Origin of the sequence: Mesorhizobium temperatum (assembly GCF_002284575.1) — a bacterium.
GTDB lineage: Bacteria > Pseudomonadota > Alphaproteobacteria > Rhizobiales > Rhizobiaceae > Mesorhizobium > Mesorhizobium temperatum.
This window is the reverse complement of the sequence record NZ_NPKJ01000075.1, coordinates 51858-77779: the sequence shown is the minus strand read 5'-3', so window position 1 is coordinate 77779 and position 25922 is coordinate 51858. Positions and strand designations below refer to the sequence as shown.

28 protein-coding genes are annotated in these 25922 nt (G+C 60.6%); 14 read left to right on the top strand and 14 right to left on the bottom strand.

What is annotated here, in order from left to right; translation table 11 throughout:
* The first annotated feature begins 6 nt into the window (after positions 1–6).
* Together CIT26_RS32180 and CIT26_RS32175 are read left to right on the top strand one after the other, a co-directional pair.
* Positions 7–978, top strand: coding sequence for a quinoprotein relay system zinc metallohydrolase 2 (locus tag CIT26_RS32180; protein WP_095496312.1), 972 nt, complete (start codon positions 7–9; stop codon positions 976–978).
* A gap of 116 nt (positions 979–1094) precedes the next feature.
* Positions 1095–1958: a quinoprotein dehydrogenase-associated SoxYZ-like carrier gene (locus tag CIT26_RS32175; protein WP_095496311.1), complete on the top strand. Its 864-nt coding sequence runs from the start codon at positions 1095–1097 to the stop codon at positions 1956–1958.
* A 60-nt stretch (positions 1959–2018) separates the two neighbouring features.
* Here the strand turns inward: CIT26_RS32175 and CIT26_RS32170 are convergent, their stop codons facing one another.
* Complete coding sequence (locus CIT26_RS32170; RefSeq protein ID WP_095496310.1) at positions 2019–2372, bottom strand: hypothetical protein; 354 nt, start codon at positions 2370–2372, stop codon at positions 2019–2021.
* Positions 2373–3045: 673 nt separating this feature from the next.
* Between CIT26_RS32170 and CIT26_RS32165 the strand changes: the two genes are divergently transcribed.
* The 4 genes from CIT26_RS32165 (at position 3046) to CIT26_RS32150 (ending at position 7082) form a co-directional block, all read left to right on the top strand.
* Positions 3046–4944, top strand: a complete 1899-nt coding sequence (locus CIT26_RS32165; RefSeq protein ID WP_095496309.1) for a methanol/ethanol family PQQ-dependent dehydrogenase — start codon at positions 3046–3048, stop codon at positions 4942–4944.
* Positions 4945–5124: 180 nt separating this feature from the next.
* Complete coding sequence (locus CIT26_RS32160; protein WP_095496308.1) at positions 5125–5649, top strand: c-type cytochrome, methanol metabolism-related; 525 nt, start codon at positions 5125–5127, stop codon at positions 5647–5649.
* Position 5650: 1 nt separating this feature from the next.
* Complete coding sequence (locus CIT26_RS32155; RefSeq protein ID WP_245319636.1) at positions 5651–6514, top strand: quinoprotein dehydrogenase-associated putative ABC transporter substrate-binding protein; 864 nt, start codon at positions 5651–5653, stop codon at positions 6512–6514.
* A gap of 10 nt (positions 6515–6524) precedes the next feature.
* Positions 6525–7082 (top strand): PQQ-dependent catabolism-associated CXXCW motif protein, encoded by a 558-nt coding sequence (locus CIT26_RS32150; protein ID WP_095496306.1) that lies wholly within the window; start codon positions 6525–6527, stop codon positions 7080–7082.
* A 58-nt stretch (positions 7083–7140) separates the two neighbouring features.
* Here the strand turns inward: CIT26_RS32150 and CIT26_RS36915 are convergent, their stop codons facing one another.
* Positions 7141–7278, bottom strand: a complete 138-nt coding sequence (locus CIT26_RS36915; RefSeq protein ID WP_164547143.1) for a hypothetical protein — start codon at positions 7276–7278, stop codon at positions 7141–7143.
* A 220-nt stretch (positions 7279–7498) separates the two neighbouring features.
* On the opposite strand from CIT26_RS36915, the gene pqqB reads away from it, so the two are divergent.
* Genes pqqB through pqqE form a run of 4 tightly spaced genes read left to right on the top strand, consistent with a single transcriptional unit; the run spans position 7499 to position 10603 of the window.
* A complete protein-coding gene (gene pqqB / locus CIT26_RS32145) occupies positions 7499–8437 on the top strand; it encodes a pyrroloquinoline quinone biosynthesis protein PqqB (RefSeq protein WP_095496305.1) in 939 nt (312 codons plus the stop codon).
* Positions 8434–9192 carry a pyrroloquinoline-quinone synthase PqqC gene (gene pqqC, locus CIT26_RS32140; RefSeq protein WP_095496304.1) on the top strand — a complete coding sequence of 253 codons (759 nt, stop codon included), beginning with the start codon at positions 8434–8436 and terminating at the stop codon, positions 9190–9192. The genes pqqB and pqqC overlap by 4 nt, the downstream gene beginning before the upstream one ends.
* Positions 9189–9485, top strand: coding sequence for a pyrroloquinoline quinone biosynthesis peptide chaperone PqqD (pqqD, locus tag CIT26_RS32135; RefSeq protein WP_095496303.1), 297 nt, complete (start codon positions 9189–9191; stop codon positions 9483–9485). Before pqqC ends, pqqD begins: the two co-directional genes overlap by 4 nt.
* Positions 9482–10603 carry a pyrroloquinoline quinone biosynthesis protein PqqE gene (gene pqqE / locus CIT26_RS32130; RefSeq protein WP_095496302.1) on the top strand — a complete coding sequence of 374 codons (1122 nt, stop codon included), beginning with the start codon at positions 9482–9484 and terminating at the stop codon, positions 10601–10603. The genes pqqD and pqqE overlap by 4 nt, the downstream gene beginning before the upstream one ends.
* Here pqqE and folP read toward each other — a convergent pair.
* Complete coding sequence (gene folP, locus CIT26_RS32125; protein WP_095496301.1) at positions 10587–11438, bottom strand: dihydropteroate synthase; 852 nt, start codon at positions 11436–11438, stop codon at positions 10587–10589. The genes pqqE and folP overlap by 17 nt on opposite strands.
* A gap of 105 nt (positions 11439–11543) precedes the next feature.
* Here folP and CIT26_RS32120 point away from each other — a divergent pair, with 105 nt between their 5' ends.
* Both CIT26_RS32120 and CIT26_RS32115 read left to right on the top strand, forming a co-directional pair.
* Complete coding sequence (locus tag CIT26_RS32120; protein WP_095496300.1) at positions 11544–12020, top strand: SRPBCC family protein; 477 nt, start codon at positions 11544–11546, stop codon at positions 12018–12020.
* A gap of 22 nt (positions 12021–12042) precedes the next feature.
* Positions 12043–12459, top strand: coding sequence for a GFA family protein (locus CIT26_RS32115; protein WP_095496299.1), 417 nt, complete (start codon positions 12043–12045; stop codon positions 12457–12459).
* Between the two features lie 840 nt (positions 12460–13299).
* Here CIT26_RS32115 and CIT26_RS36265 read toward each other — a convergent pair.
* From CIT26_RS36265 to CIT26_RS32095, 4 genes are all read right to left on the bottom strand, one after another.
* The gene (locus CIT26_RS36265; RefSeq protein ID WP_143747966.1) at positions 13300–14208 is read right to left on the bottom strand and encodes a hypothetical protein; all 909 of its coding nucleotides are present in this window, start codon (positions 14206–14208) and stop codon (positions 13300–13302) included.
* Between the two features lie 52 nt (positions 14209–14260).
* Positions 14261–15718 carry a hypothetical protein gene (locus CIT26_RS32105; protein WP_095496297.1) on the bottom strand — a complete coding sequence of 486 codons (1458 nt, stop codon included), beginning with the start codon at positions 15716–15718 and terminating at the stop codon, positions 14261–14263.
* Positions 15719–15859: 141 nt separating this feature from the next.
* On the bottom strand, positions 15860–16150 hold the full coding sequence (locus tag CIT26_RS36260; RefSeq protein ID WP_143747965.1) for a hypothetical protein: 291 nt from the start codon (positions 16148–16150) through the stop codon (positions 15860–15862).
* 789 nt (positions 16151–16939) lie between these two features.
* The gene (locus tag CIT26_RS32095) at positions 16940–17659 is read right to left on the bottom strand and encodes a DUF899 domain-containing protein (RefSeq protein WP_095496296.1); all 720 of its coding nucleotides are present in this window, start codon (positions 17657–17659) and stop codon (positions 16940–16942) included.
* A gap of 214 nt (positions 17660–17873) precedes the next feature.
* Between CIT26_RS32095 and CIT26_RS32090 the strand changes: the two genes are divergently transcribed.
* A complete protein-coding gene (locus CIT26_RS32090) occupies positions 17874–18458 on the top strand; it encodes a GNAT family N-acetyltransferase (protein ID WP_095496539.1) in 585 nt (194 codons plus the stop codon).
* 616 nt (positions 18459–19074) lie between these two features.
* On the opposite strand, the gene CIT26_RS32085 is transcribed toward CIT26_RS32090, so the two are convergent.
* The gene (locus CIT26_RS32085; RefSeq protein ID WP_095496295.1) at positions 19075–20109 is read right to left on the bottom strand and encodes an S-adenosylmethionine:tRNA ribosyltransferase-isomerase; all 1035 of its coding nucleotides are present in this window, start codon (positions 20107–20109) and stop codon (positions 19075–19077) included.
* Positions 20106–20795 carry an SDR family NAD(P)-dependent oxidoreductase gene (locus CIT26_RS32080; protein ID WP_245319635.1) on the bottom strand — a complete coding sequence of 230 codons (690 nt, stop codon included), beginning with the start codon at positions 20793–20795 and terminating at the stop codon, positions 20106–20108. The genes CIT26_RS32085 and CIT26_RS32080 overlap by 4 nt, the downstream gene beginning before the upstream one ends.
* Positions 20796–20913: 118 nt before the next feature.
* On the opposite strand from CIT26_RS32080, the gene soxR reads away from it, so the two are divergent.
* Positions 20914–21348 carry a redox-sensitive transcriptional activator SoxR gene (gene soxR / locus CIT26_RS32075; RefSeq protein WP_095496293.1) on the top strand — a complete coding sequence of 145 codons (435 nt, stop codon included), beginning with the start codon at positions 20914–20916 and terminating at the stop codon, positions 21346–21348.
* 404 nt (positions 21349–21752) lie between these two features.
* On the opposite strand, the gene CIT26_RS32070 is transcribed toward soxR, so the two are convergent.
* The 5 genes from CIT26_RS32070 to dctP all read right to left on the bottom strand — a co-directional run bounded on the left by CIT26_RS32070 (position 21753) and on the right by dctP (position 25914).
* A complete protein-coding gene (locus CIT26_RS32070; protein WP_095496292.1) occupies positions 21753–22589 on the bottom strand; it encodes a 3-oxoadipate:acetyl-CoA acetyltransferase in 837 nt (278 codons plus the stop codon).
* 9 nt (positions 22590–22598) lie between these two features.
* Positions 22599–23033 (bottom strand): type II 3-dehydroquinate dehydratase, encoded by a 435-nt coding sequence (locus CIT26_RS32065; protein WP_095496291.1) that lies wholly within the window; start codon positions 23031–23033, stop codon positions 22599–22601.
* 4 nt (positions 23034–23037) lie between these two features.
* Positions 23038–24339, bottom strand: coding sequence for a TRAP transporter large permease (locus CIT26_RS32060; protein WP_095496290.1), 1302 nt, complete (start codon positions 24337–24339; stop codon positions 23038–23040).
* The gene (locus CIT26_RS32055) at positions 24336–24854 is read right to left on the bottom strand and encodes a TRAP transporter small permease (RefSeq protein ID WP_095496289.1); all 519 of its coding nucleotides are present in this window, start codon (positions 24852–24854) and stop codon (positions 24336–24338) included. Before CIT26_RS32055 ends, CIT26_RS32060 begins: the two co-directional genes overlap by 4 nt.
* Positions 24855–24927: 73 nt before the next feature.
* Positions 24928–25914 carry a TRAP transporter substrate-binding protein DctP gene (gene dctP / locus CIT26_RS32050; protein WP_095496288.1) on the bottom strand — a complete coding sequence of 329 codons (987 nt, stop codon included), beginning with the start codon at positions 25912–25914 and terminating at the stop codon, positions 24928–24930.
* Between the last annotated feature and the right edge of the window lie 8 nt (positions 25915–25922).

Here is a 25922-nt window from a genome sequence, read left to right as displayed (position 1 = left end):
GAAGCCGTGCCGATCGATAGGACAAGACGCAAGCTTGTGAATGGCTTCGCCTGCACCGCGGTCAGTGCCGCGATGCTGCCCTGTTGCCTCGGGCGGGCCGCTCTCGCCGCTGTCGGCGGCCTTGAATTCAAGCTCAGGAAAGTCGCCGACGGCGTCTTCGCCTTCCAGGGCGTCGATGAATTGATGAGCGTCGCTAACCAGGGCGCGATCTCGAACCTGGGCGTCGTCGTCGGCACCGACGCCGTTGCCGTCATCGACAGCGGCGGCAGCCTGATCGAGGCGAACGCCCTCATCGCCGCGATCGGCAAGATAAGCGCCAAGCCGGTTCGCTACCTGATCAACACCCATATGCACCCCGACCACATCTTCGGCAATGCGGCGTTCCGGGAGATCGGCGCCACCATTGTCGGCCATCGCAATCTGCCGCGCGCGCTCGAGGCACGCGGCGCGTTCTACCTGCAAAGTTTTCGCGAACAGATCGGCGATACGCTCATGAAAGGGATCGAGATCATCCCGCCGACGATGCTGGTCGATGATCGCCTGCAGCTCGATCTCGGCGGGCGCATGCTCGAACTGCAGGCAAGGAAGGCGGCTCACACCGACAACGACCTGACCGTCTTCGACAGCGCGACCCGCACCCTGTTTGCCGGCGATCTCGTTTTCATAGGCTCCTTGCCGACGCTCGACGGATCGCTGCTTGGCTGGCTCCGCCAGATGGATGCGCTCGCCGCGATCGGCGCCGCGCGCGTCGTGCCGGGTCATGGCCCGGTGCCGGCCGACTGGCCGGAGGCGCTGACGGCGGAGCGGCGCTATTTCGAGGTTCTGGCGCGCGATATTCGCAAGGCGATCGCCGACGGCATACCGCTCAGCGAAGCAGTCAAGACCGCCGGCGCAAGCGAACGGGGCAATTGGCATCTGTTCGACGACTACAATGAACGCAATGCAACGGCCGCCTTTGCCGAACTCGAATGGGAATAGATCACACCGATAAGCGCTGGGCGGGATGAAGTGGATCGATTTGCCAAACGCATCGTCAAAGGCTTATCCTCGACACGCCTGGGCACCACCTCTCTGACATTGGTGGAGGCATCGAAATGCAAAACCACGCTTACCGGAGCCGGCAGCTCGTCTTGCCGCTCGCAGCCATCTTCGCCGCGATCATCCTGGCCGTCGGCACGTTCTTTGGCTCCTCCGGAGCCGCCAACGCGCAGCAAACAGCCGCGTCTTCGGACAGGATCTGGCAGGATTTGAAAGGCGACGTGTTCGGCGATCGGGCAATTCTGATCGATACCGGCGTCGTCAGGGTCGAGGCCCCGAAGCGGGCGCAGGATGCCGCGATCGTGCCCGTCGACATCTATATCGACCCGGCCAAGGCGCCCGACGGCATCAAATCCGTCACCTTGATCATCGACGTCAATCCAGCACCGGTGGCGGCGACGTTCCAGATCGGCAAGGACGCCGGCGTGACGCATCTGTCGACGCGCGTGCGCGTCAACGACTATTCCTATTTGCGCGCCATAGCAGAGACGCAGGGCGGCGAACTCCACATGGCGCAGACCTTCGTCAAGGCGTCAGGCGGATGCTCCGCCCCGGCAGTCAAGAACCAGGACGAGGCGATGGCGACGATGGGGCAGATGAAGCTGCGCCAATTCCCGCCGCAAGAGACGATGACAAAGGCGCAGGAATTGCAGCTGATGATCCGGCACCCGAACAATTCGGGCCTGCAGCGGAATCCACTGACCCAGTATTTCATCCCCGCGCATTTTGTTCAGAAACTGTCGATCTCGCAGGCAGACCGGCCGATCCTCTCGATGGAAGGTGGAATATCGATTTCGGAAGACCCCAATTTCCGGTTCGATTTCACCGCGCACGGCACTGGCGATATCCAGGTCGAAGCGATCGATACCGACGGCAAGGTGTTTCGCAATCAATGGCCACTGGAGGCTACGGGGCTCTGAAGCCTCGAAACCGAATACGGCGGTTGTCTCCCGCCGTCGCCGCTCTTACCAAGGCACGGTCTAAAAGCAGCGCACGTCGGCTTCCGCCTGCGCGCGCTTCAGTTCCGTGCTTGCGGCTTTTGCCGGCGCGCTTTCGCGAAACAGTCCCGAACGCTCCCCTGTCGTCAGGGACATGCTCTTGAAGGTCTCGGCCCTTTCATAATCCTCGAACGGAAGGATCGAGGCGATGACGTCGATCGAGCAGGAACAGTTCTCCAGCGCCTGGCGTGTCTGGCCATTCGTCTGCATGCAGCCGAGCACATAGTCGACAATCGTCGTCGTCGGATAATCTCCGGCGGCGCCGGCCGGATTGGCGAAGGCCAGGGCCGATGTAAGCAACAGCGGCAAGGTCGAAAAGCCGACATATCTGAGCATGGGGAACCCTCCGATTGGCCCGGACGTGATAGATCGAGCCCGATGGATCGACACAGATCACCGCACCAGTTGGCCTCGTGCCACCACGCCAGTCAAGTTCTCATGCAGGCCGTATAGTACCAAAGGAGCAGGGCCGTACCGGCCGGCAAAAGGCCTCCCCGACAGCACGAATTTCCGCTCCTAATCCTGGTGCTGACCTTCATTTCATGTCTCCTCCACTATCGGCACCTCGAGCGACACGCGCATACTTAAACCCATATGCTCTGAGGAATATTCGCAAATAGAAATCAATACATTTTGCCAAAAAAATACGCAAAATTTGGCAACTTATATAAATCGCGCTTCATTCACAGTCGAACAATAGCTTTCTGTCTGGGTTTTTTCATATTTATTTCTCTATATTGCAGTGCAACATAGACGGAAGTGATTTTTCTTGCCTTCCGCCTGGGGATGACATAGCTTCATCCTGTTTCCGGCTTCAAGGGCGTCACCGTCATTAGGGAGCGGCGACAGTCTTTCGTAGGCCAAGTGGGATGGGCAGTAACGGTGCCCTCTGCTCATTCGGCTTAGGTCGTGACACGCTGCCGGAAATACTTCCCCCACATGAATCGCTTGGGCAAGCCCTCGTGGGCTCGACGGACGATTCGTCATTGTGAACCCTGGGAGGACTTTGATGCGTGTACTTGCGAAAACTGCCTACCTACTAACGACCGCGGCGCTCATGTCGTTCGGCGCGGTCCACATGACGTCGGCCAATGAAGAACTGATGAAAATGGCCGAAAATCCCAAGGACTGGGTGATGCAGACGGGTGACTACGCCAACACCCGCTTTTCCAAACTTAACCAGATCACCAAGGACAATGTGAAGAACCTGCAGGTCAAGTGGAGCTTCTCCACTGGCGTGCTGCGCGGCCATGAAGGCGGGCCGCTGATCATCGGCGATGTGATGTACGTTCACGCGCCGTTCCCGAACACCGTCTATGCTCTCGATCTCAACAATGATGGAAAGATCCTCTGGAAATACGAGCCCAAGCAAGACCCCAATGTCATTGGGATCATGTGCTGCGACACGGTCAATCGTGGCGTCGCCTATGGTGACGGCAAGATCATTCTAAACCAGGCCGACACCACCGTCGTGGCGCTCGATGCCAAGACCGGCAAGGTCGTCTGGTCAGTCAAGAACGGCGAGCAGACCGACGGCGGAAAGGGCGAATCCGGTACGTCAGCGCCTGTGGTCGTCAAGGACAAGGTGCTCGTCGGCGTCTCCGGCGCTGAATTCGGCGTTCGCGGCTGGCTGGCCGCCTACAATCTGGCAGACGGCAAGCTCGCCTGGAAGGCCTATTCGGAAGGTCCGGACGCAGACACCCTGATCGATCCCGAAAAGACCACCCATCTCGGCAAACCTGTCGGAAAGGATTCCGGCACGAACACCTGGGAAGGCGAACAGTGGAAGACAGGCGGCGGCACGACATGGGGATGGTATTCCTATGATCCCAAGCTGAACCTGGTTTACTATGGTACCGGCAATCCCTCGACATGGAACCCGGTGCAGCGCCCAGGCGACAATCGCTGGTCGATGACGATCATGGCTCGCGATGCGGATACTGGTGTTGCCAAATGGCTCTACCAGATGACCCCGCATGACGAGTGGGACTTTGACGGCGTCAACGAGATGATTCTCGTCGACGGCATGGAGGTCAACGGCGCCAAGCACGACGTGCTGGTGCATTTTGACCGCAATGGCTTTGCCTACACCATGGATCGCGCCAGTGGCGAACTTCTCGTCGCCAAGAAATACGATCCGGCAGTGAACTGGGCGACGGAAGTCAACATGGACCCCAGCAGCGACCAGTATGGCCGCCCGCAGGTCGTGGCCAAATATTCGACCCAGGCGAACGGCGAAGACACCAACTCGACGGGCATCTGCCCGGCGGCGCTTGGAACCAAGGACCAGCAACCGGCGGCCTATTCGCCGAAGACGGGGCTGTTCTACGTACCGACAAACCATGTCTGCATGGACTATGAGCCTTACAAGGTGAGCTACACTGCCGGCCAGCCTTACGTGGGCGCCACCGTGTCGATGTATCCTCCCCCTGGTGAGGACCACATGGGCAACTTCATTGCCTGGGATGCGGCCAAGGGCGAGATCGTCTGGTCGAAGCCCGAGAAGTTCTCGGTGTGGTCGGGCGCGCTGGCAACCGACGGCGACGTCGTCTTCTACGGCACGCTCGAAGGCTACATCAAGGCGGTCGATCATGACGGCAACGAACTTTACAAGTTCAAGACCCCGTCCGGCATCATCGGCAACATCACGGCCTACGAGCATGGCGGCAAGCAGTACATCGCCGTTCTGTCCGGCGTCGGTGGATGGGCCGGTATCGGTCTGGCAGGTGGACTGCTTTCGCCCGAAAACGCCGCTGCCTGGCATGGCGCCGTCGATCAGGGCCGTGAGCAAGGCGACGAGACCGCGGTCGTTGGAACTGCTGGTCTGGGCGCGGTCGGTGGCTACGCAGCACTTGCCGACTACACGACGCTGGGCGGCCAGCTCACCGTCTTCGGTCTCCCGGACTGATACACGGGAACCTTAGGCACGCCTCGGGTCTTGTGAAAAAGACCAAGGCTTGAAAAGCGAGAGCCCGGATCACCGGGAAGCCAGGACCGGGCTCTCGATTTCGTCGCGCACCCAAAACATCGATCAATGCCGCTTCACGACAGCAAACCCGTGTCCGTGGCAAATGAAGGAAGAGTCTGAATGTCCGTTCGCATTGTAATTTCCGCTCTCGTTCTGGCTCTGCTGCCTCTGGCAAGCTCAAGTCTCGCGCAGGCCTCGGACAGCGCGGAAAAAGCCAAGGCGGTGACGGAAGAGGACGGCAAGTATTTGGATGCGGAGGGTAATCCGACCTACAAGATCGAAAAAGGAACCGTCGATTGGTATACGTTCAGCGGTTACCGCCGGTATCACTCCGATTGCCATGTCTGTCACGGACCGGACGGCACAGGTTCGAGCTATGCGCCGGCCTTGGTCAACAGCTTGAAAACCATGGACTACGCCACGTTCCTCTCGATCGTCGCCGAAGGCCGCAAGAATGTCGGCGGCGGCAAGGAGAATGTCATGCCCGCTTTCGGCGACAACAAGAACGTCTATTGCTACATGGATGATCTCTACGTCTATCTGCGTGCCCGCGCCGACGGTGCGGCGCCCCGCGGCAGGCCGCCGAAGAAATCAGACAAGCCACAGGCAGCGAAGGATGCCGAAGCATCCTGTATGGGTGGATGATATGATTGGCCGTGATGCGTTGAAGCTGCGCTTTGTCCTGCCGATGCTCGGCGCACTCGCCTTGCTGCCTTCGAACTCCCAGGCGCAGGACGCCGGCCTTGGTGCCGCGGGAGAACTGGTCGACCCCGACACTCTGCGCGTCTGCGCCGATCCTTCAAACATGCCCTTCACCGACGAGAGCGGCGAAGGCCTCGAAAACAGGCTGGCCGAACTGGTTGCCGCGAAAACCGGCCGGAAGTCCGTCGCCTATACATGGTTTCCTGTTGTCGCCGGCTTCGTGCGCAACACGCTGGCGGCCAACCGATGCGACATCATCATGGGTTACGCCCAGGGCGATGAACTGGTGCAGAACACCAACGCCTATTATCGCTCCTCCTATGTGCTGGTGCACCCGAAGGGCAACGGCATGGAAGGCGTCGAGACGATCGAGGATCCGAAACTCACCGGCAAGAAGATCGGTGTCGTCGAAAGCACGCCGCCGACTGCCAACATGGCCGCCAACAAGCTCCTGCGAAAGGCAAAGATCTATCCGCTGGCGGTGGATACGCGCCTCACCGCTTCCATGGGGGAGGTCATGATCAAGGACATGCTCGCCGGCAAGATCGATGCGGCTGTCATGTGGGGACCGATGGCAGGCTACTATGCCAAGGAACTCGGCGCCGATCTCATGATCGTTCCGCTGGTGAAGGAAAAAACCGGCTCGCGCATGTCCTACCGCATCACCATGGGCGTGCGTCCATCCGACCAGGAATGGAAGCGGACGCTCAACCGGGTGATCAGGGAAAACCAGGCGGAGATCAACAGGATCCTGCTGGACTACAATGTGCCGCTGATCGACGAACACGATAATCCGATCACGCAATGACGAAACCGGTATGAGAGGAAAGGAGACGATTTTGCTGGTCGCTGCGGGCCTTCTGGGTCTGACCCAACCGATGTGGGCTGGCGATGTCGCCGAGCCCGGCGGCTACCGGATGGACGACTATCGGGCGCCGGTGCCGCAGACGCTGCGGGGCGCAAGCGTGGTGACGACGGCAGAGGCGGAGGCGCTGTGGCGGGAGAAGAAGGCGGTGTTCTTCGACGTCATGCCGAACACGCCGAAGCCGGCTAATTTGCCGGCAGGAACGATTTGGAGAGACACGATCAGAAAGGATATCCCAGGCAGCACCTGGCTCGCCAATGTCGGTTACGGCGCTATCTCCGAGGAGACCGCCAGTTATTTTCGCCAGGGCCTCGCGGCCGAAGCCGGTCCCGACAAGTCGCGCGCTATTCTGTTCTATTGCATGACGAATTGCTGGATGTCCTGGAATGCCGCGAAACGGGCCGTCGAATGGGGCTACAGATCGGTGATCTGGTATCCGCCCGGCGCCGATGGATGGGAAGGTGCAAACCTTCCGCTGGAGGAGAAGAAGCCTTACGCGATCAGCAATTGAAGCATGAGCATTGTTGTTTTCGACCGTCTTGTTTTTCGAGTTTTCAGAACCTACCGTTTCATTTGTCCATTTTGAGAGCTGATGGACGAGCCATTGCAATGGTGCCCAGCAATGGTTGACTGAGAAAAGGATCGGCCCCTTCGGGCTGGTAGAAGAGGAGAAATGCCATGAAGAAGAGCTGGACGAAACCGACCATGTGCCAGGTTGCTGCGGGCTTCGAAATTTCGCGGTATCTGCCTGCTGAAATTCCTCCCAAGAAGTAGGCCGCAGAGGTGCGTGTCCCTGGCAACGGGGGCACGCACTGCCTTGCCGGGCGAGGTCTTCGTGAAAGGCTTTGGCGCGTTCAATACGGGCGCGAAGCCATTCGCGGTCCAAAATTTGCTGTTGGTTGAATGAGCCGCAGAGCGGGCATTGCAATGCGCTTGAAAATCATCGGCTCGGCGGCAGGCGGCGGCTTTCCGCAATGGAATTGCAACTATCGCCTGAGCCGCGCGGCTCGCACCGGGATGGCTGGCGTGCATTCGCGAACCCAATCAAGCATCACCGCGTCAGTGGATGGGGCCGGCTGGGTGCTCTTCAACGCCTCGCCCGATATTCGCCAGCAGATTGCGCAAACGCCTGAATTGCAGCCCGCGCATGATGCGCCGCTGCGTTCGACGCCTATCCGTGCGGTGGTGCTGACCAATGCCGATGTCGATCATGTCGCCGGCCTGCTCAGCCTGCGTGAGCGGCAGCCCTTCGCCATCTATGCAACGACACAGGTTCTGGCGACGCTGGAGGCGAATTCGATTTTCAATGTTCTCGATCCGGCGCTCGTGCCGCGGCGCATCCTGCCGCCGGCGAAGGAATTGGCGATCTGCGATGCAGACGGCCACGACACCGGCGTGATTGTCGAGAGCTTTCCCGTGCCCGGAAAGATAGCGCTCTATCTCGAGGAAAGAAGCCGGCCGGATGCCAATTTCAGCTCCGAGTCCGGCGACACGGTCGGCGTCCGTGTCGCCGGTGCCGGCAGTCGCGGCTCCGTCTTCTACATCCCGGGCTGCGCGCGCATCGATGCGACCCTGCGCACGCGTCTAGCCGATGCCGCCTGCCTTCTGTTCGACGGCACGGTTTATACCGACGACGAGATGATTGCCGCCGGCGTCGGCCAAAAAACCGGGGCGCGCATGGGGCATCTGGCAATGTCGGGAGACACAGGTTCGATCGCCGGCCTGGCCGATGTGAGGATCGGCCGCCGTGTCTTCGTCCACATCAACAACACCAACCCTGTTCTGGACGAGAATTCCGCCGAACACGCAGCGGTGAAAGCCGCCGGCTGGGAAGTCGCCCGCGACGGCATGGAGATGGAATTTTGAGCGATTTCCACGACGCGGCCAGGAACCGCCTGTCCTCCAGCGAGCTCGAAGCCGTGCTGCGGCAGGTCGGCGCCGAGCGCTATCACAACCGCCATCCTTTCCATCACAGGATGACCAGCGGTGCGCTGTCGAGGACCGAGATGCAGGCCTGGGCGCTGAACCGCTATTGCTACCAGGCCGTCATCCCGCGCAAGGATGCCATGATCCTGGCACATGCGCAGGACCCGGCGTTTCGTGCCGCCTGGCGCAAACGCATCGAGGACCATGACGGCGAGGACGGCTGGAGCGGCGGCATCGCGCGCTGGCTGCATCTGGCGACCTCGCTCGGCCTCGATGCCGATGACGTGAAGAGCGAGAGGCTGGCGCTGCCGGCGACACGTTTCGCGGTCGGCGCTTACCTCGCCTTTTGTACGAACCGGACGCTGTTCGAGGCGGTCGCATCGTCGCTGACCGAGATGTTCTCGCCGCTCATCATCGGTGAGCGGGTCCCGGCGATGCTGGCCAGATACGATTACATCACCGAGGATACGCTGGCCTATTTCAGCCGACGGCCCGAACAGGCCTCGCGCGACGCCGACTTCGCCCTCGCCTACGTGCTCAGCCATGCCGACACGGCGGAACGCCAGCAGCAGGCGATCGATGCGCTGGTGTTCAAATGCGATATACTGTGGGCCATGCTCGACGCGCTTCAACACGCCTATGGCGAGCCGGGAAACATCCCGCCCGGCGCCTTCCGTCCGGAGCCAGCCCGATGATGGCGCTGCATGAAAGAGCTTTGGTTTCGCCGCGATCGGTGCCGTCGCTGCCGAAGCACGTGCGCATACAGTACGACCCCGTGCGGCAGGCGTTCGCCGTGCTCTCGCCGGAAAAGGTGTTTTGGCCGAACGACATCAGCCTCGATATATTGCGCCGCTGCGACGGGAGATCCACGGTCGGCCACATCATCGCCGAGCTTGCCGCGGATTATGACGCAGAACAGGAGGCGGTGGCGGCCGACGTCGTCGCCTTCCTGCAAGAATGGTCGGACAAGTTGCTGGTAAAACTATGAGCGAGCCCCTTCTCCCGCCGATCGGCATGCTGGCGGAACTGACGCATCGCTGCCCGCTGCAATGCCCGTATTGCTCCAATCCGCTCGAATTGCTGAAGGCCAATCGCGAACTCGATACACAGGCCTGGCTCGACCTGTTCTCTCAGGCCGCCGATCTCGGCGTTCTCCAGGTGCATCTGTCGGGCGGTGAACCGACGCTGCGCCGCGACCTCGAGCGATTGATCGCCGGGCTTTCGGCGCGCGGAGTCTACACCAACCTGATCACCGCCGGCGTCGGCATCGCCGAAGGCCGCATCGAGGCATTTGCCGAAGCCGGGCTCGACCATCTGCAGCTGAGCTTTCAAGGCGCACGGCCGGCGACCACCGACCGCATCGGCAATCACAAGGGCGGCCACGAAAAGAAGCTGGAGACGGCACGCCGCGCCCGCGCTGCCGGCCTGCCGCTTACCATCAACGCGCCGATCCATCGCCACAACATCGAGGAAGTGCCAGAATTCATCGAGCTGGCGCTCTCGCTCGGCGCGGAGCGGCTCGAGATCGCCAATGTGCAGTATGCCGGCTGGGCGCTGACCAATCGCGATCAACTGATGCCAGAGCGTGCTGCGGTCGACCGTCAGGCGGAGATCGTCGCGGCGGCGCGCGAACGGCTCACCGGCATCATGAACATCGATTTCGTCACGCCTGATTATTTCGCCATCTATCCCAAGCCGTGCATGGGCGGCTGGGCGCGCGACGCCTTCATGGTGGCGCCGGACGGCACCGTGCTGCCGTGCCATGCCGCACAGACCATCCCGTCGCTCAGCTTTGAGCGTTTCGGACCGCGCAGCCTGGCCGAAATCTGGACCGATTCGCCGGCATTCAACGCCTTTCGCGGCACCGACTGGATGCTTGAGCCCTGTCGCAGCTGCGAACGGCGTGAGATCGACTGGGGCGGCTGCCGCTGCCAGGCGATGGCGATCGCCGGCGACGCCGCCGCGACCGACCCGGCTTGCGCGAAATCGCCGATCCATGCGCGCATGGCCATGCTGATCGACGAAGCCCAGCGTGCTGCGGCAGTTCCTTCGAACGACGAACAATTCGTCTACCGGCGGATCGGCGTCGTCACCGAGCCCGCCTGATCTCTTCCCCGGTCTCGCGCTCGCGCACCGCGTCGGCGAATGCCAGTGCGTCGCGATTGACGGCGACGTTGTGGACGCGAAAGATCGAAGCGCCCTTCAGCCGCAGGATGACGCTGGTTGCCGCCGTGCCGACGTCTCGCCCCTCGTCGCTTTCGCCGACCAGGTGACGGGCAAGACGCTTGCGTGACGTGCCGACGAGCAATGGAAAACCGAGCGCGCGCAATTCACCGAAGCGAGCCATGAGCTCGAGGTTTTCTTCGCTGTCCTTGGCGAAGGCGAAGCCGGGGTCGAGCACGATCCGCTCGTCCGCGATGCCGGCGTCGCGCGCGATCTCCAGCGATCTGTTCAGGAACAGGAACTGGTCGGCGATCACATCCGCCAGCTTTTCGCGGCCGCGCCCGGTGTGCATGATGACGAGGCCGGCGCCGGTTTCCGCCGCGACCCGCGCGATGTCGGGTTCGCGCTGCAGGCCATGCACGTCGTTGACGATATGCGCGCCCGCGGCGACCGCCAGCCGCGCCGTCTCGGCCCTGTAGGTGTCGACTGAAACCAGGCTGCCGCCGTCGGACGACAGCGCCTCGATGACCGGCAGGATGCGCGCTTGTTCCTCGCGCGCCGAAACGGCGCCGGCGCCGGGCCGGGTGGATTCGCCGCCGACATCGATGATCGCCGCGCCCTCGCCGATCATGCGCCGCGCCTGCTGCAGCGCCCGCTCCGGCCGGTCGAATTCTCCGCCGTCGGAAAAACTGTCCGGCGTGACGTTCAAAATCCCCATCAGCAACGATGTCGCGCCAAGATCGAGATGCCGTCCATGAGCAAGCTGCCAGCGCGCCATGCGTCAACCTTTTTTCATAACAGATGCAATTCGCGACAAGATTGTCACTCACACGAACCCGGTTTCCCCATCTACCTGTACTCGTGAAACAAACGGAGCGTTGCAATGACCAGGGAAACGATCAGCTTTATCTACACGACCTATATTGTCTCGACACCGGGAAAGGTGTTCGAGGCGATAACCAAACCAGACCTCGCACGGCGCTACTGGGGCCACGAAAACGTCTCCGACTGGAAGCCCGGTTCGAGCTGGGAGCATATCCGTGCCAATGATGAACGGACCGTCGAGCTCGTCGGCAAGGTCGTCGAGGTGTCGCCGCCGACCCGTCTCGTCATCACCTGGGCAAACGCTTCGCAGGCGTCCGATCCGGCGAGCTACAGCCGGGTGACCTTCGAGCTCGAGGAGTACGAGGCCATGGTCCGGCTGACCGTCAGCCATGACGACCTCGAAGCCGGCAGCGGCATGGCGAACGGCATCAAGCGCGGTTGGCCGATCGTCCTCTCCAGCCTGAAATCCTTCCTCGAAACGGGTCAGGCGATCGATGTCTTCGCCAAGCCGCGCGCGTCCGAACTGGCGGCCTGACCCAGAACAAAGGACCGAGCAGATGAGCACTCTCTACACCGGCGGATGCGCGTGCGGCGCGGTCCGCTACGAGGCAAAGGCAGCCCCGATCTTCGAAAACCACTGCCAATGCCGCGATTGCCAGAAAAGAAGCGGCACCGGTCACCAATCCTATCTGACGTTTCCGTCGCGGGCAGATGTGAAGATCACCGGCACGGCGACGGACTGGCGCATTGCGGGTGACAGCGGCAACGATAACATCCATTCGTTCTGCCCGGTCTGCGGAACGCCGGTCTACCTGACATTCGCCGCCATGCCGGACCCGATCGCGGTCTATGCCGGAAGTCTCGACGATCCGGGCCGGTTCAATCCGACCGTAGTGACCTACGGCAGCCGCGCCCTCCCCTGGGACAAGATGGATACCGCGCTGAAGACGTTCGAGAAGATGCCGCCAGGCTAACCGGCCCGGCGGCAAGGCCGACGCGCTCCTACCTTCGGGAAACGGATCACCTGCGCCCACCGCGGGCGCGGGTCGGCCGGTGAGCTAGGCAGACTTCGATGACTGCTCCGCATTACGGTGCATTAAGGTGCATTAAGGTGACAGTGCACTTTTTGCCATGTTTGCTCGGCTGTCGCTGTGTGTAGCTCGACTGCATTGCCGCGCCGCCGAAGTCGGCATCGGGGCGGCTGGCGGGCAGCGAAGCACTTCTGGACCGGATTGCCGAGCAAACCGGAAAAGCGTGAAAACGCGGCAGGCGGGGAAAACAAAAAAGTGCACTGTCACTGTCATTTGCTCGGCCCTGATGAAAAAGTGCAGTGTCACCGTAATTTTCAGCATTTTGGTTGCGGGAACAGGATTTGAGCCTGTGACCTTCAGGTTATGAGCCTGAGGGCTGCGGCAAACGACATCTCAGGACATTTACTCACGCCACTAAAATCCGACACAGCGGCGACCAAGCGGCCGAGCGCCCGTCTTGGCAATTGTCACGACTTCGTAAGCTATTGTCATAAAAGCAGAAAACGGCGCGCTCGAAGAGATTCGAACTCCTGACCCCCAGATTCGTGGTAAGTGGCTGCGCCAGTAAATGTGATGGAGTGTCGTCTACCATCTTGCACCGTTCACTTTGAGGAATTCGGAACCGGCCGATTTCCCTTGGTGTTGCACGGCGCCAATCTTGATCCCCGCCACACGGAATCGACCCCTAGGGCGCTTGGCGGCTCACAGGTGATGCCTCTGCGGCGAACACTCCAGGAAAATGTCAACGGTTACGCCTCGCCAACGCCGGGGGCCTTGCTTACGCTAGAAGCCGTAGTCTCTGTATAGCGGGTCTTGAAAATTTCTGTAGTCGGTTAAGGGGCCAAGGACTTGTTCAAAGACCTTGTAAACCTCCTGAACTGGATGCACTTCATGGCTAATTTCAAACGCACCACTTCGAGCGGTCGCTAGAAAACCCTGGTGGAGCGCAACGCTGCCATGTAGGGCCTCCGTTATGTTTAGCGCGGTGAAATAGGCGATACTGCTCGACTTTCCCGACGCCTCCAAAAAAAAGCCAGCGAAATGTGTAGTCTCTTGGGCCATGTGTGAAATCGTATAGAACACTCCGACGACGCCGCCCGCACCGACAGTCTGAGACACACCTACTCCGTCGCGAGACACATCAACCATGCCGAGACTGAAAATATGAAGGGGTCCGGCCTTTAGATCGACCTCCCCTTCTTTGGCTGCTCCTACAGAGACTGTCACTCCCTCGGGCAGAACCTTCACCTGTTCCTTTAGCCACAGGACCTGTTTCTCTAGAGGAGCTTTCCCGTCCAACCCCAAGTTCCGATTGGGGTTATCCGCGAAGAAGTCGCCTGCAGCCACACTACGTTTATCTGGCGCTTTTGCATAACTGCCGGTAGCGACACGCTGATCACTGTCTAATTGCTGAAAGTCACATCGCGGCGCGCGAAACTCTGTTCCCAGCAAAGATAGCAGTGCAGCGCTCGGTCTATAAGGATTGTCTATGCCTTCAGATCGATACGAACTACTATTGTCCATACTACGATCGCGTTGCTGTGCGGAATATTCTTCTTCCCTTAATGATGATCCTGACGACCCGCCGCTTGCCCCAGTCTCTGATACAGACGCGTGCGCCACCCCAACAGCGCCAAGAGACGCCGTCGTGGAGATCCCTACAAGCACCTGCCGGCGACTGAATCCCGCCATCTTGTTTATTCCCAGGTTTGCCTAGTTAGAAAAAACGGTTACCTTCGACTTGTCATGTGATTGCCCACAAGTACATTATCAAGCTATCGATCCCGACGCTCGGCACCTTACCATTTATCTTCCATTCTCCGAACGGCGTTCCGTTCCAAAGCTGATCAGAGAATTGTGGCCGAATGTCTAGACCCGGGGCGACCAAGCAGACGCGCCCAAATCTCAGCGGATCGCTTCCTCCCAGCACCCTAGCCGCCGCCGGTGGGATGACGGCTAAAGACAGCGGCGTACCGCTGCTTCCCTGATATTCAAAATTTATGCCTCGCAGTAAGAGCCCTTGGCCGTGAAGTGTCGAAGCGTCAACAGTAACCGCTACATCCAACGACCCGCCCGCTGGTCCCGGAGGTTTGGGCACTTCCACCAGCACCTGGAGCACAGCAAGACTCTGGGTGCGTTTTACTTTTGCTAGGGCATCTCCCAACTTAACAAGCCAAACTGATAAATTGTCCAGAACCGAGCCAGCCGGAAGGTCCGGCAACGGCAGGTCGATACCATAACTTTCCTTCGCGCCGGTTGAGAGAACTCGCGCCCTCTCAACCAGAAGATCAAGAACGACCTCATACTGGGCCTTGATTGCCCTGAGACGTTCATCGTAGTTCAACGGCGATCCGGGGCGACAATGCTCGGCAATCTGCCGCCAAGCAAGATTTCTACTTATCGAGGCGCGCTGAAGCTTGAAGCCCTCATCCTTCCTTAGAAACTCCTCCCTTCTTCGCACGGTCGTTGACTTGGCTGTCAGTTGAGACAACGTTGAGTGCGCAAGAGCCTGCGCCTGAAGCCAAGTAGCCAATTCAATACTGCTGCGGTAATTCCATGAAAATAGCGCGGACGTTCCGACTTGCTCTTTACTTGAATTTGCAGTATTCTTGGTTATAAATGTATTCGCCTCGACGTTTTGGTTAACTATCGGATCTGTAAGTATCCCTCCGTATTTTTTTGCTCCCTTAGGCGCAGATAACATATCTCCGGGGATACTTGTTTGTATTTCTGTTTGCTGAATTGCTGCGTCAAGGCCAGCGCCCTCGTCCGCAGCCTCTTGCCAGGGCAACTTATACAATCCCGCGTCGATTTCCAGGGAATGCACCTCGTCAAGTCGAACGAACTCCTCTCCTTTATATCTCGTATCATTCCTTTGTTTCGCAAGTGCGCCGTACTGATCCCGCAACTGACCACACGTCTGGGCGTATTTGCTTGCCTCGTCTAAGTTCACTTCTACTAGGCGGGATGATAATCTGCTATCTATAGACACTTGCGTCGAGTTTGGACCTTCCAGGTTAGGCACATCCGCGCCGGACCCGGTATACGTGTAGCAAGATTCTGTTATTGCCTTTGAGTCAATTGACGGCGCAGCTACGAGAGCTTGAAGCGTCGACGTATCTTTCCGGATGGCCTGCAGATCTATATTGTATTGATTTGCGAATCGCGTGGCGATTTTTTCTATGTCTTTGCTTGTGGGCATCAGTTACCTCCTAGGACTAACAACCAGCCTTAGCAACTTTCGGTGACTCTTAGGTGTTTGACACATGAAGGCGATCTTTTTCATCAGACAGGGCACAAAGTCGCTACACTTTTCTGGAGCCACAAGGCAATCAAGCTGGTGTCAATTGCACGTAATTCTCGTGAAGCCATACCCGCATTTGTTGCCACCATAGGTATTCAATCGTACAGCGGTGAAGCTTCCCGACGCGCCAGCCTCCTCACACAGTTTCTTCGCCCTTTTTTTCGTCTCTCCGCAGTAGACATAGGAATCGTATGCACCGCGACAGCCCACCCGCTTGCCGCGCGGTACTTCATACTCCCCTTCGCAAATTGTGAATGTCTGTGCTGCCAATTCAGTTGTTCCAAGCACGGAGAGTACCAGAATTGCCCCGGCGAGACCTTTAATCATCATTGTGTTTACTCCGCTTAGTTAGGATACGATCAGTTCCCAATGCGAGCGCCCGCGAACGAGTTCGTGAGCGGCTCGTTAAACAGTTCGTAAGCATACGTCTTGGGGCGCGACAGCAACATTCGCCCAAGCGCCCTCGAAGGCGGATCAAGGTTCTCTCAAGATGATCTTAATGTATATTAGGTTTCACCCGCCGTCGATAGAGCGCGCGACGACGGATAGCGATGGAACCTGAAATCGGAAGCCCCGCAAGTGGTGCCTAGTCCCGGCATGTATTGAAATCATTCCGCTGTCGCTTCGTAGGAAAAGCTAGGATATTTCGGGGGTACGGACCAAAACGCCCCAGCGATTCGAATCCCCGACAATGCGATAGCGCATCAGGCAATTCCGGGATCGCAGCGAAAATCTCTGCTCCGATTGGTGGCGCCATACAGTGCCACCGTCCGTTTAATAGGCCGTGACCGCACATAACCGCACTGCGCGATTGCCTCTCTTCCTTCTGCTTTCATCACGCGCTAGGCGAGGATCGGCCTCGATGGCTGGCCTATGCTCTCCCCTGCCGACGCTTCGCCCCTGCCCTCACGGACAGCGACGCACGGCTCGGGGCCGATGTGGGGCGCTACTCCTTCACCGCAGTGGACTTTCACCACATACTCCTTGCCGGTCTCCCGGCGCTCTGACAGTGCACTTTTTGCCGTGCTTGGCTGTCGCTATGTGGGAATCGGGAAGGCACGGCAGGCAGAAAGGAAAATAGTGCACTGTCACCGTAATTCGCGGTTGTGCCCATGACACTCAGCGATTGCCGTACTCGTCATGGCGGCGCCACCACGCCTGGGGGAACTCGAGCCCGTTCTCGTTCCTTCCCCGCGGAGCCAGGTCGAGGAAACGGTAGACCCCCATAAACACCTCGGTGCCACGGGCATAGGTCGAGTAGGTGTGGTAGACGGCACCGTCCTGGAGCGCGAAGACGCTCATTCCCTCCTTCTGCGGCTCGGCCCTGTCGACATGCTGATAGTTGTAGTCGGCGCCGTCTCTCTGCTGCTCTTCGGTGAAGGCGGCGCCGAAGTCGTATTTGAAATCGCTCCCGAGCGACGAAACCCACGGGAAACGCCAGCCCATTTGCTGCTTGTAATCCTGGAGCTCCTGCAACGGGGCGATCGATTCGCAAACGAGGGTAATGTCGCGGCCGTTCAAGTGGGGGATGACGCAGTCGAAGTGATCGGCGATCAACGAGCATCCGGTGCATCCTTGGCGCTCATCGGTGAGCCGGTATCCGTAGCCGAACATGAAATGATAGACGAAGAGTTGCGAGCGCCCCTGGAAGAGGTCGGCGAGCGAGGCGCTGCCCTCCTCGGTCTCCAATAGATACTCCTTATCGATCCGAACCCACGGCAGCTCCTGTCGCTGTCGCGCCAGCTCGTCGCTCTGCCGCATGAGCCGTTTCTCCGCCTCGAGCAGTGCGAGCCGCGCTCCGAGCCATTCCTCGCGTGTTCCGGTCTTGTGTTTCGTCATCGCTCCTGTCTCCTTCCTCGGGGGTTTCCTTTCCGTTTCTCGAATCAACTTGTTGCGTCAGGAGATAAACTTAACGCCGGAGGCGAAACATGGTAGCCAGATGTGGGGCGGGTTTCCGATGGACTGCCTGATCACGGACTCCTGCCCGCTTGTTGCGGCGCCAGTTGAGGGCGCGGGCGCCTCGTCGAACCACCTGCGTCACCTGGAGGGCAGCATGAAATCGCCGACAGTGAGAGTTATGGGCGCGGCCGATGAAGATCCGGCGGTCGGAACCATCGTGCTGGCCTTTGCAGAGGATCCCATGGCGCGATGGACCTGGCCGCATGCACACCAGTACCTTGCCGCCATGCCGCGACTGGTCCGCGCGTTCGGGGCCAGGGCATTCTCAAACGGAAGCGCCTTTTGCACCGATGGCTACGCCGGGGCGGCGCTGTGGCTGTCGCCCGGTGTGCATCCCGACGAGGAAGGGCTTGGTGCGGTTGTCGAGAGCACGGTTGCGCCCTCTTTCGCCCCTGAAGTCGCCGCTATATTCGAGCAGATGGCCAAGTACCATCCGACCGAACCGCATTGGTACTTGCCCGTGATCGGCGTCGACCCGGCGCATCAGGGCGAAGGTCACGGCGACGCCTTGATGGCGTACGCGCTCGCGCGGTGCGATCGCGATCACGCGCCAGCCTATCTGGAATCCTCGAACCCGCGCAACATTCCGTTCTACCGGCGCCACGGCTTCGAACCGCTCGGCGCGATCCAGGTCGGTTCATCGCCGACGCAAGTCCCGATGCTGCGGCGACCGCGTTGAGCCTGTCATTACCGTGACAGTGCACTTTTTGCTATGTTTGCTCGGCTGTCGCTGTGTGTAGGTTGAACGCATAGCTCGATTTGCATTGCTGCGCCGCCGATGTCGGCATCTGCGGCCGGTGGGCAGCGAAGCACTCCGGACCGGATTGCCGAGCAAACCGGAAAACCGGTGAATCGAGAAAACGCGGCCAGGCGGGGAAAAGAAATGGTGCACTGTCACCGTAATGCGGTGGAGGCGCGGATGGCGCCGTGCCTCAACCTCTACGACGTCCGCCGGATCCGTAGTTACTGTCATCTGACCGGCTGCGCATAATCTGCAAATACGAAGCCGCTGATATCGCCAGCGTTCGGAGCGTCCAGCACGAGGCTGAAGCCAGGTTTGAGCGGCTGCCGATGTGCTGGGCGAGCCGTGAGATCCAGTCGTCAGGCTAGTGCGGGTGAAAGTTGCAAGCTGTCGTTGTGTGTCGGAACCTAGCCAGCAGGCAACCGCTCATCTCTAGATCGAAGTGCGCCTCGCCGAATGCAGCGTCCAGGCGTGCCACCGTAGAGGCGATGGGCCAATCTTCCATGACCGTGATCGACGCATGTGAGGGAGGAGGCGGCCGGTCCTGTTCGCGCTATAGATGCAGCGGTTGGCGATTGAGCAGCATGGAATCGCCGAATTCATGCGCGCGGTATCGGTACGCGGTGAAGGCTGCGGAGGCCTTGGCGAGCAGAGCATCGTCGGCAAAGGCACGCAGGAGCTCGAAATGGCTTTCGCCCGGCTGGTGGACGCCTGTGAGAATCGCATCGACCACGTGAAGCCGCATGTCCCGCGCGATGCGCCCTGTCGCAATGGCATTTTCGGCACGCACGCTGCCATCGGGGTTGGCGGCCGCCTCAAGCGCGCGCACTACACTCGTGCCGATCGCAATGATGCGGCCGCCGCGGAGCTTCGCCCGCGCAACCTGCGCCGCGGTGCGCTCAGGGATGCGGTACGGCTCGTCGAAAGGGAGGCGCAGGTCGAGCGCGGGATCGCCGGTGGAGGAAACGCCCGCGGCATGCGTGACTGTTGCGAAGCCGACGCCGCGCCGACGCCAGGCTTGGAGCGTGCGCCAGTCGAGTGCAAAGCCTGCCGATGGCGCTTCGAACGCGACCGGCCCGGCGGCAATCTTCGTCCAGACATCCCACAGGGCCAGCGGTTCGGGAACATGCGCGTATTGGATCGGCCGGCCGTGCCGCGCCAGGCCTGCAAGCACCACTGTGCGGTTGCCTGGGAAGTGTAGCTCGAGAAGGCGAGGATGGTCGAGAAGGCGCTCTACGACGGCTTCCAGTGGGCCGAGCCGGAGGCGGTCACCTGGTGAGAGCGGAGGCGGAGGCAGCCGGTCTTCCGTGCGCGTGCGGTGATCGCCCGCGCCGAAGGCAATAGCCACAAGGCGGGTTGGATCGAGAAGTGACAGCCAACCTGCCAGGCGAATCTCGATAGCCTCGTCGCTGGGGACATGCGTTCCGTGCAAGCTGGCAGGCAAGGTCGCGGCGTCGTTGCCGACGACCAGATCGCCGGGATCGAATAGCGTCGCGAGTACGGCGCGCGGCAGGTCGTGCATCGCGCCGTCTGCCTCGACGACGAACAGCCTTGCGGAGGGCCGATCGGGACGGTCGGCGGCAATCATGTATGTGCCCCGGCGAGAAGCGTAGAGCGGACCGGCAACGCGTCGAGCGTCTTTTCGATGATCTCGGCAGCAGCCACTTCAGGGCGCTTCAATGTCGACGGATCGGCGTCAGGAAGCGCCAGCGCGTGCAGCGGGGTGTTCATATCGCCGGGGTCGAGCGCGAGGAGCCGGATGCCGTCGGCTTTCGCCTCCTCGTCCCAAATCGCCGTCAGATGGGCAAGAGCAGCCTTGCTCGCGCCATACGCGCCCCAGCCGGGATAGGCGTTCACCGCCGCGTCGCTGGAGATGTTGATCACCAGCGCGCCACGGCTCCCGCGTGCGGACGCGGCAAGCGCACCGAACAGGGCTTTCGTCAGCCGGAACGCGCCGACGAGATTGACCGCGAGCGCTTTTTCCAGCTCTTCGCACTCGGTATCGGCAAGGAGCGCCAGAGGGACAGGGCCGAGGCTCGACGCATTGTTGATCAGGACGTCGAGCCCGCCGAGGCTGGCGGTGACCTGCAACGCGATCGGGTAGATGTCCTCCTTGTTGCCGATGTCGCCGACAATACCGTGCGCGCCCGTCTCGTCGGCGATGCGTTCGACGTTCGCGGTGGTGCGGGCGACGAAGGCGACGGACGCACCCTGCTCGGCAAGCTGCCGCACAAGCGCCAGTCCGAGGCCGGACGTGCCGCCCGTGACCGCCACGCGAAGTCCCTGAAGATCAATATTCGTCTGCATTGCCGGTGCTCCTTCAATCTGTACGCCCGTTGCTACAAGTTCAAGTTAACTTGAAGTCAAGCGGGAATCGTGCTTTCGTTGATGCATGGATTCCATGCTGACCATCACCGACGTGTCGCGGCGCAGCGGCGTCGCCTCTTCGGCCCTGCGTTTCTACGAGGAGCGCGGGCTGATCGCGTCCGAGCGGGCCGGCTCGGGACACAGACGCTATCCGCGCTCCGTGCTGCGCCGGATCGCCTTTGTCGTCTTTGCGCAGCGAATTGGGCTGACGCTTGAGGAGATCGGCGCCGAGCTCGCCAAGTTGCCAGCCGATCGCGTGCCGTCGCGTCGGGATTGGTCGCGTTTGTCGGGTCAGTGGACCAAGCGCATCGACCAGCGCATCGCCGAGTTGCAGCGCCTGAGGTCTGGGCTTACCGAGTGCATCGGTTGCGGCTGCCTGTCAATCGACCGGTGTAGCCTTGCGAACCCTGCCGATATGGCAGGTCGCAAGGGGCCGGGGCCGAGGTATTGGCTGGGATAAGTTGGCGGCGTGCCTGTCACTATTGCCAGGCTCGGCACCGCAAGACTTCGCCAAGTGCGAGACGCTGTGGTCCGGTAACGGCTCCCGCGAGCGGCGAACGCACTCGTCGCGGCGAGCACATCTCGGCGCGTGATGATCACGCTCGGGCAGGTTTGTTACTGACGCGCGGGTTCAGAGCAGCTTGTCCGGTGTGATGGGCAGTTCGCGGATGCGTTTGAATTACGAATTACGGTGACAGTGCACTTTTTGTCGTGCTCGGTGGCAAAAGCCGGCCTTATTGATGTCCGGGTGCGCCAGGATGTCGAGCTTCCTCCTTGTCGCGGATAGCGATGTCTGAAGGATCGACGAGGACGTTGCAAGGCGCAACAGGGTCCGACAGCGGGGCGCGAAGCTGCGACGGGGAACTACGATCCTGACGACAGACCAAGCGCTTGGCGCGCCTCGTTGACGGTGGCCACGCGCCGGCCAAACTTCTCGACCGAGGCCGCCGCGCGTTCGACGAGCTCGGCGTTGCTGCGCGCCAGGCGTTCCCTGGTGATCCTGATATTATCCTCAAGTCCGGTGCGCACTGCGTCTGCTCCGCGCGCCAACGCCCATTGCATTACGATCGTCTGGTTGCGGCCTATTCCGGCCGCTGTCCAGGTGGATTGTGGAAACAGGAGTTTCGCTTCCCCGAGGAGCACATCGAGCAATCTTTCCTCCGCAGGCAGTGCGTTTTGCACGCCCATGACAAACTGGATGTGCGGGCGCTCACCCAAAAGTCCCGCGTCGGCCAGCCGCCTGGCAGTGTGAAGGTGCGAGAGGTCGAAGATCTCGATCTCCGGCAGCACGCCATTTGCCTTGATCGCGGTTGCGAGATCACCGATCAGGGCGGGATGGTTCTCGTAGACCATGGATGGGAAGTTGACCGAACCGGTCGAAAGCGAGGCCATGTCCGGCTTCAGATAAAGTGCCGAGCCACGCGCGGCAGGATCACGACCGCGCCCGCCGGTCGAAAACTGGACGATCATGCCGGGGCAGTGCCTGCGCACCCCCGCCTGGACGGCAGCGAAGCGCGTTGGTTCAGACGATGAACTCTGATCGTCATTGCGCACGTGGATGTGCACCAGCGACGCACCTGCTTCAAAGGCTTCCTGGGTCGACTCGATCTGTTCGGCCACGCTGATCGGCACCGCAGGATTGTCTTCCTTGCGGGGCAGCGAGCCGGTGATCGCAACGGCGATGATACAGGGTTCAGGCATGGCGATACACTATCGGTCGACCTGGTCCATGAGCCAAAGGATCGCGAGCGGATAGCCCGCGGCGCCAAGTCCCGCGATCACGCCGGTGGCGACCTTCGATACCAGCGACCGATGATAGATCTCCTCGCGGCGATGGATGTTCGAGATATGCAGTTCGACGATCGGGCCCGGAAACATTTTGAGTGCATCGAGCACTGGGATCGAAATGAAGCTCAAACCCGCGGGATTGATCAGAATGCCCGCGCCTTCGTCAATCGCCTCATGCACCCAGTTGATGATTTCGCCCTCGATGTTCGACTGGTGAAAACGGATCGGATGGTCGCCGGCGGCGTCACGGCACATCCGCTCGATTTCTGCGAGTGTCGTCCGCCCATAGATCTCCGGCTCGCGCATGCCGAGCCGGTTGAGATTGGGGCCGTTGAGAACGAAGATTGGCTTGGTCATGGTCCTATCCTTGATAGCCCAGCAGGCGCGGCAGCCACAGCACCAGCGATGGGAAGAAGGTGATCAGCATCAGAGCGGCAATCATGGCGTAGAGAAACGGCATTACATCATGCACCAGGTCACGCAGCGGCACCTCCGCGATGCGGGTCATGATGAACAGCAGCAACCCGTAGGGCGGGGTGACCAGCCCGAGCATGATGTTGACGACGACCATCACGCCGAAATGCACCATGTCGATACCGAGCGCCTCCGCCGTCGGAATCAGCACCGGCACGATTACCAGCAGGATAGTCGTGCCCTCCAGCACGCAGCCCAGGATCAGCAGCAGGATGTTGACCAGGATCAGGAAACCCATCGGCGAAAGATCCCAGGACTTCAGGATCACCGACAGGGACTGCGGAATGTTCTCAACCGTAACAACGTAGTTGAACACCAGGGCGCCGGCGATGAGCATGCCGATCGAGGCGGTGGTGCGGGCGCTGTTGAGAAGCGCATGGTAGAGCTGGCCCGGCGTCACGCTGCGATAGATCGCAACCGAGATGAGCAGCGCGTAGCCGGCGGCGACCGCCGCGGCCTCGGTCGGGGTCATCACGCCGCCCCTTATGCCGACCAGCAGGACGACCGGCAGCATCAGCGCCGGAAATGCGCGCAAGGTGATCCCCGGTAATTCCCTGAGCGGCACCGGCTTCTCGACCGGAAAGTTCTTCCGGCGCGCGTCGATGGCAACGATGATCATCTGCGACAGGGCGAGAAGAAGGCCCGGCACGATACCGGCAATGAAGAGGTAGCCGATGGATGCATCCGAGATCAGCGCGTAGATGACCAGCGGAATCGACGGAGGAATGATCGGGCCGATGACGGAGGTGACGGCTGTCAGCGCAGCGGCATAGCTCGCCGGGTACTTGCCATCCCTGGTCATGAGTTGCTGCATCATCTTGCCGGTGCCCGCGGCGTCGGCGATGGCCGAGCCGGACATGCCGGCGAAGATGATCGACTGCAGCACGTTGACTTGCGCCAGGCCGCCGCGGAAACGGCCGACGACGGCGTTGCAGAATTGCAGCAGCCGGTCGGTCATCGTCCCGGCGTTCATCAACTCCGCGGCGAGAATGAACATCGGTACGGCAAGCAGAATGTAGCTTGTGTAGAGCCCGTTGAGGAGCTGCTCGGCGGAGGTGCCCATGTCGAGCCCTGCAAGCCAGAGATAGAGGATCGACCCGGCGATCATCGAGTGACCGATCGGCAGGCCAAGCAGCGCCAGCGCTGTGATCGCAACGACTGACAGCGAAAAGGGACTGGCGAGATTCATACGCCGGAGCTCGCTTTCGTGGGGTCAAATTCCGCCGGTGCTTCGCCGCGCAGCGCACGCCACGCCAGCCATAGGTAGCGGGCGATCACGGCGACCACGAAGACGAGATAGATCGAGAACAGCCAGTCGAAGCGTATCTTGAGGTAGGCGGTGCTCTCGACCTTCATGAAGGTCACGTAGCTGAAGACGGCCGGAAAGGACCAGCCATAGAGCGCGACGAGAGCGATTGCGAAGGCAAGCGTCATTACCCGCCTGATGTCCGGACCGACTGTGGAGTAGAGGAGATCAAAACGGATTTCCTCTTCTTCACGAACGACGAACGCTGCGCCGAACAGCACAACCCAGATCCAGAGTACGACGGTGAGCTCGTTGCTCCAGCCGGTCGGCCAGTTGAGAAGGTAGCGAAAAGCAACCTGCAGCAGAAACGCGGCGAACATGGCGCCGATTGCGATGGCGATTGCGTTCTCGGCGCGCCGGTAGAGCCAGCCGCCGACCTTTCTCAATCCCGGGTTCATGCTGCCTCCCTGACGGGCGTCTGGCCAAACCGGCCAGCCGGTCGCAAGCGGACCGGCCGGCGCGTTCGTCGCGTCAAAGCGCGTTGATCTTGTCGACCATCCCGGCAGGCCATTCCTTGGCCAGGTCGGAGGCAAGATATTGCTCCTGCACATGCTTGCGGAATGCTGCGACATCGGGCTCGTAGATCTTCAGGCCCTTGCCCTTGAATGTTTCAACGAGTTCCTTCTCGCGCGCCAGGTGTTTCTCTGTCGAGAAGTCGATCGCCTCGTCCGCCGCAGCCTGGACCTTTGCCTGCTTCTCGGCCCCCATCTCGTCCCACACCTTTTTCGAGATGCTGAGAAGGTCGAATCCGACAAGGTGCGAGGTAAGCACGATCTGCGACATGACCTCGTAGAACTTCATGTTCTCGACGTTGGGCAACGGGTTGTCCTGCCCGTCGATTGCGCCTGTCTGCAGGCCGGTATAGACCTCGGCGTAGGCCATTGGCGTAGGGTTGGCACCGAGCGCCTGGCCGAGGAATTGCCAGGCGTCGCCACCCGGCATACGCAGCTTGATGCCTGCCATGTCGGCGGGAGTCTTGATTTCCTTGTCCGGCTTCAGACCGACCTGGCGCAGTCCGAAATAGGTGGGGCCGAGCACCCTCACGCCGAGCTGGTCCTCGGTCATCCTCTTCAGCTCCGCCCCGGCATCGCTGGCAAAGAACGCCTTAACGTGCGCGGCGTCACGGAACAGGTAGCCGGCGGTGACGATAGACCACGCCGGAATCTGCTTGGAGATGTCCTGCGGGGCAACGTTGCCCATCTCGAGGTTGCCGCGCTGGATGGCGACAAGTTCGGTGCCCTGCTTGAACAAGTTGCCGCCGTAATAACCCTCGAAAGCAAAGTCGTCCTTGATGGCGTCGGCGAACATTTTCATCATCTCGGCCCGGATGTCCTGTTCCGAGAACACGGCCGAGAAACGCAGCTTCGGCTTGTCCTGCGCGAAGGCGGGAATGGCGGTCCCGGCGGTGAGTGCGCCGGCGGCGAGCATAAACAGGCGTCGGTTGATTTCAGCTTTCATGTCGATTT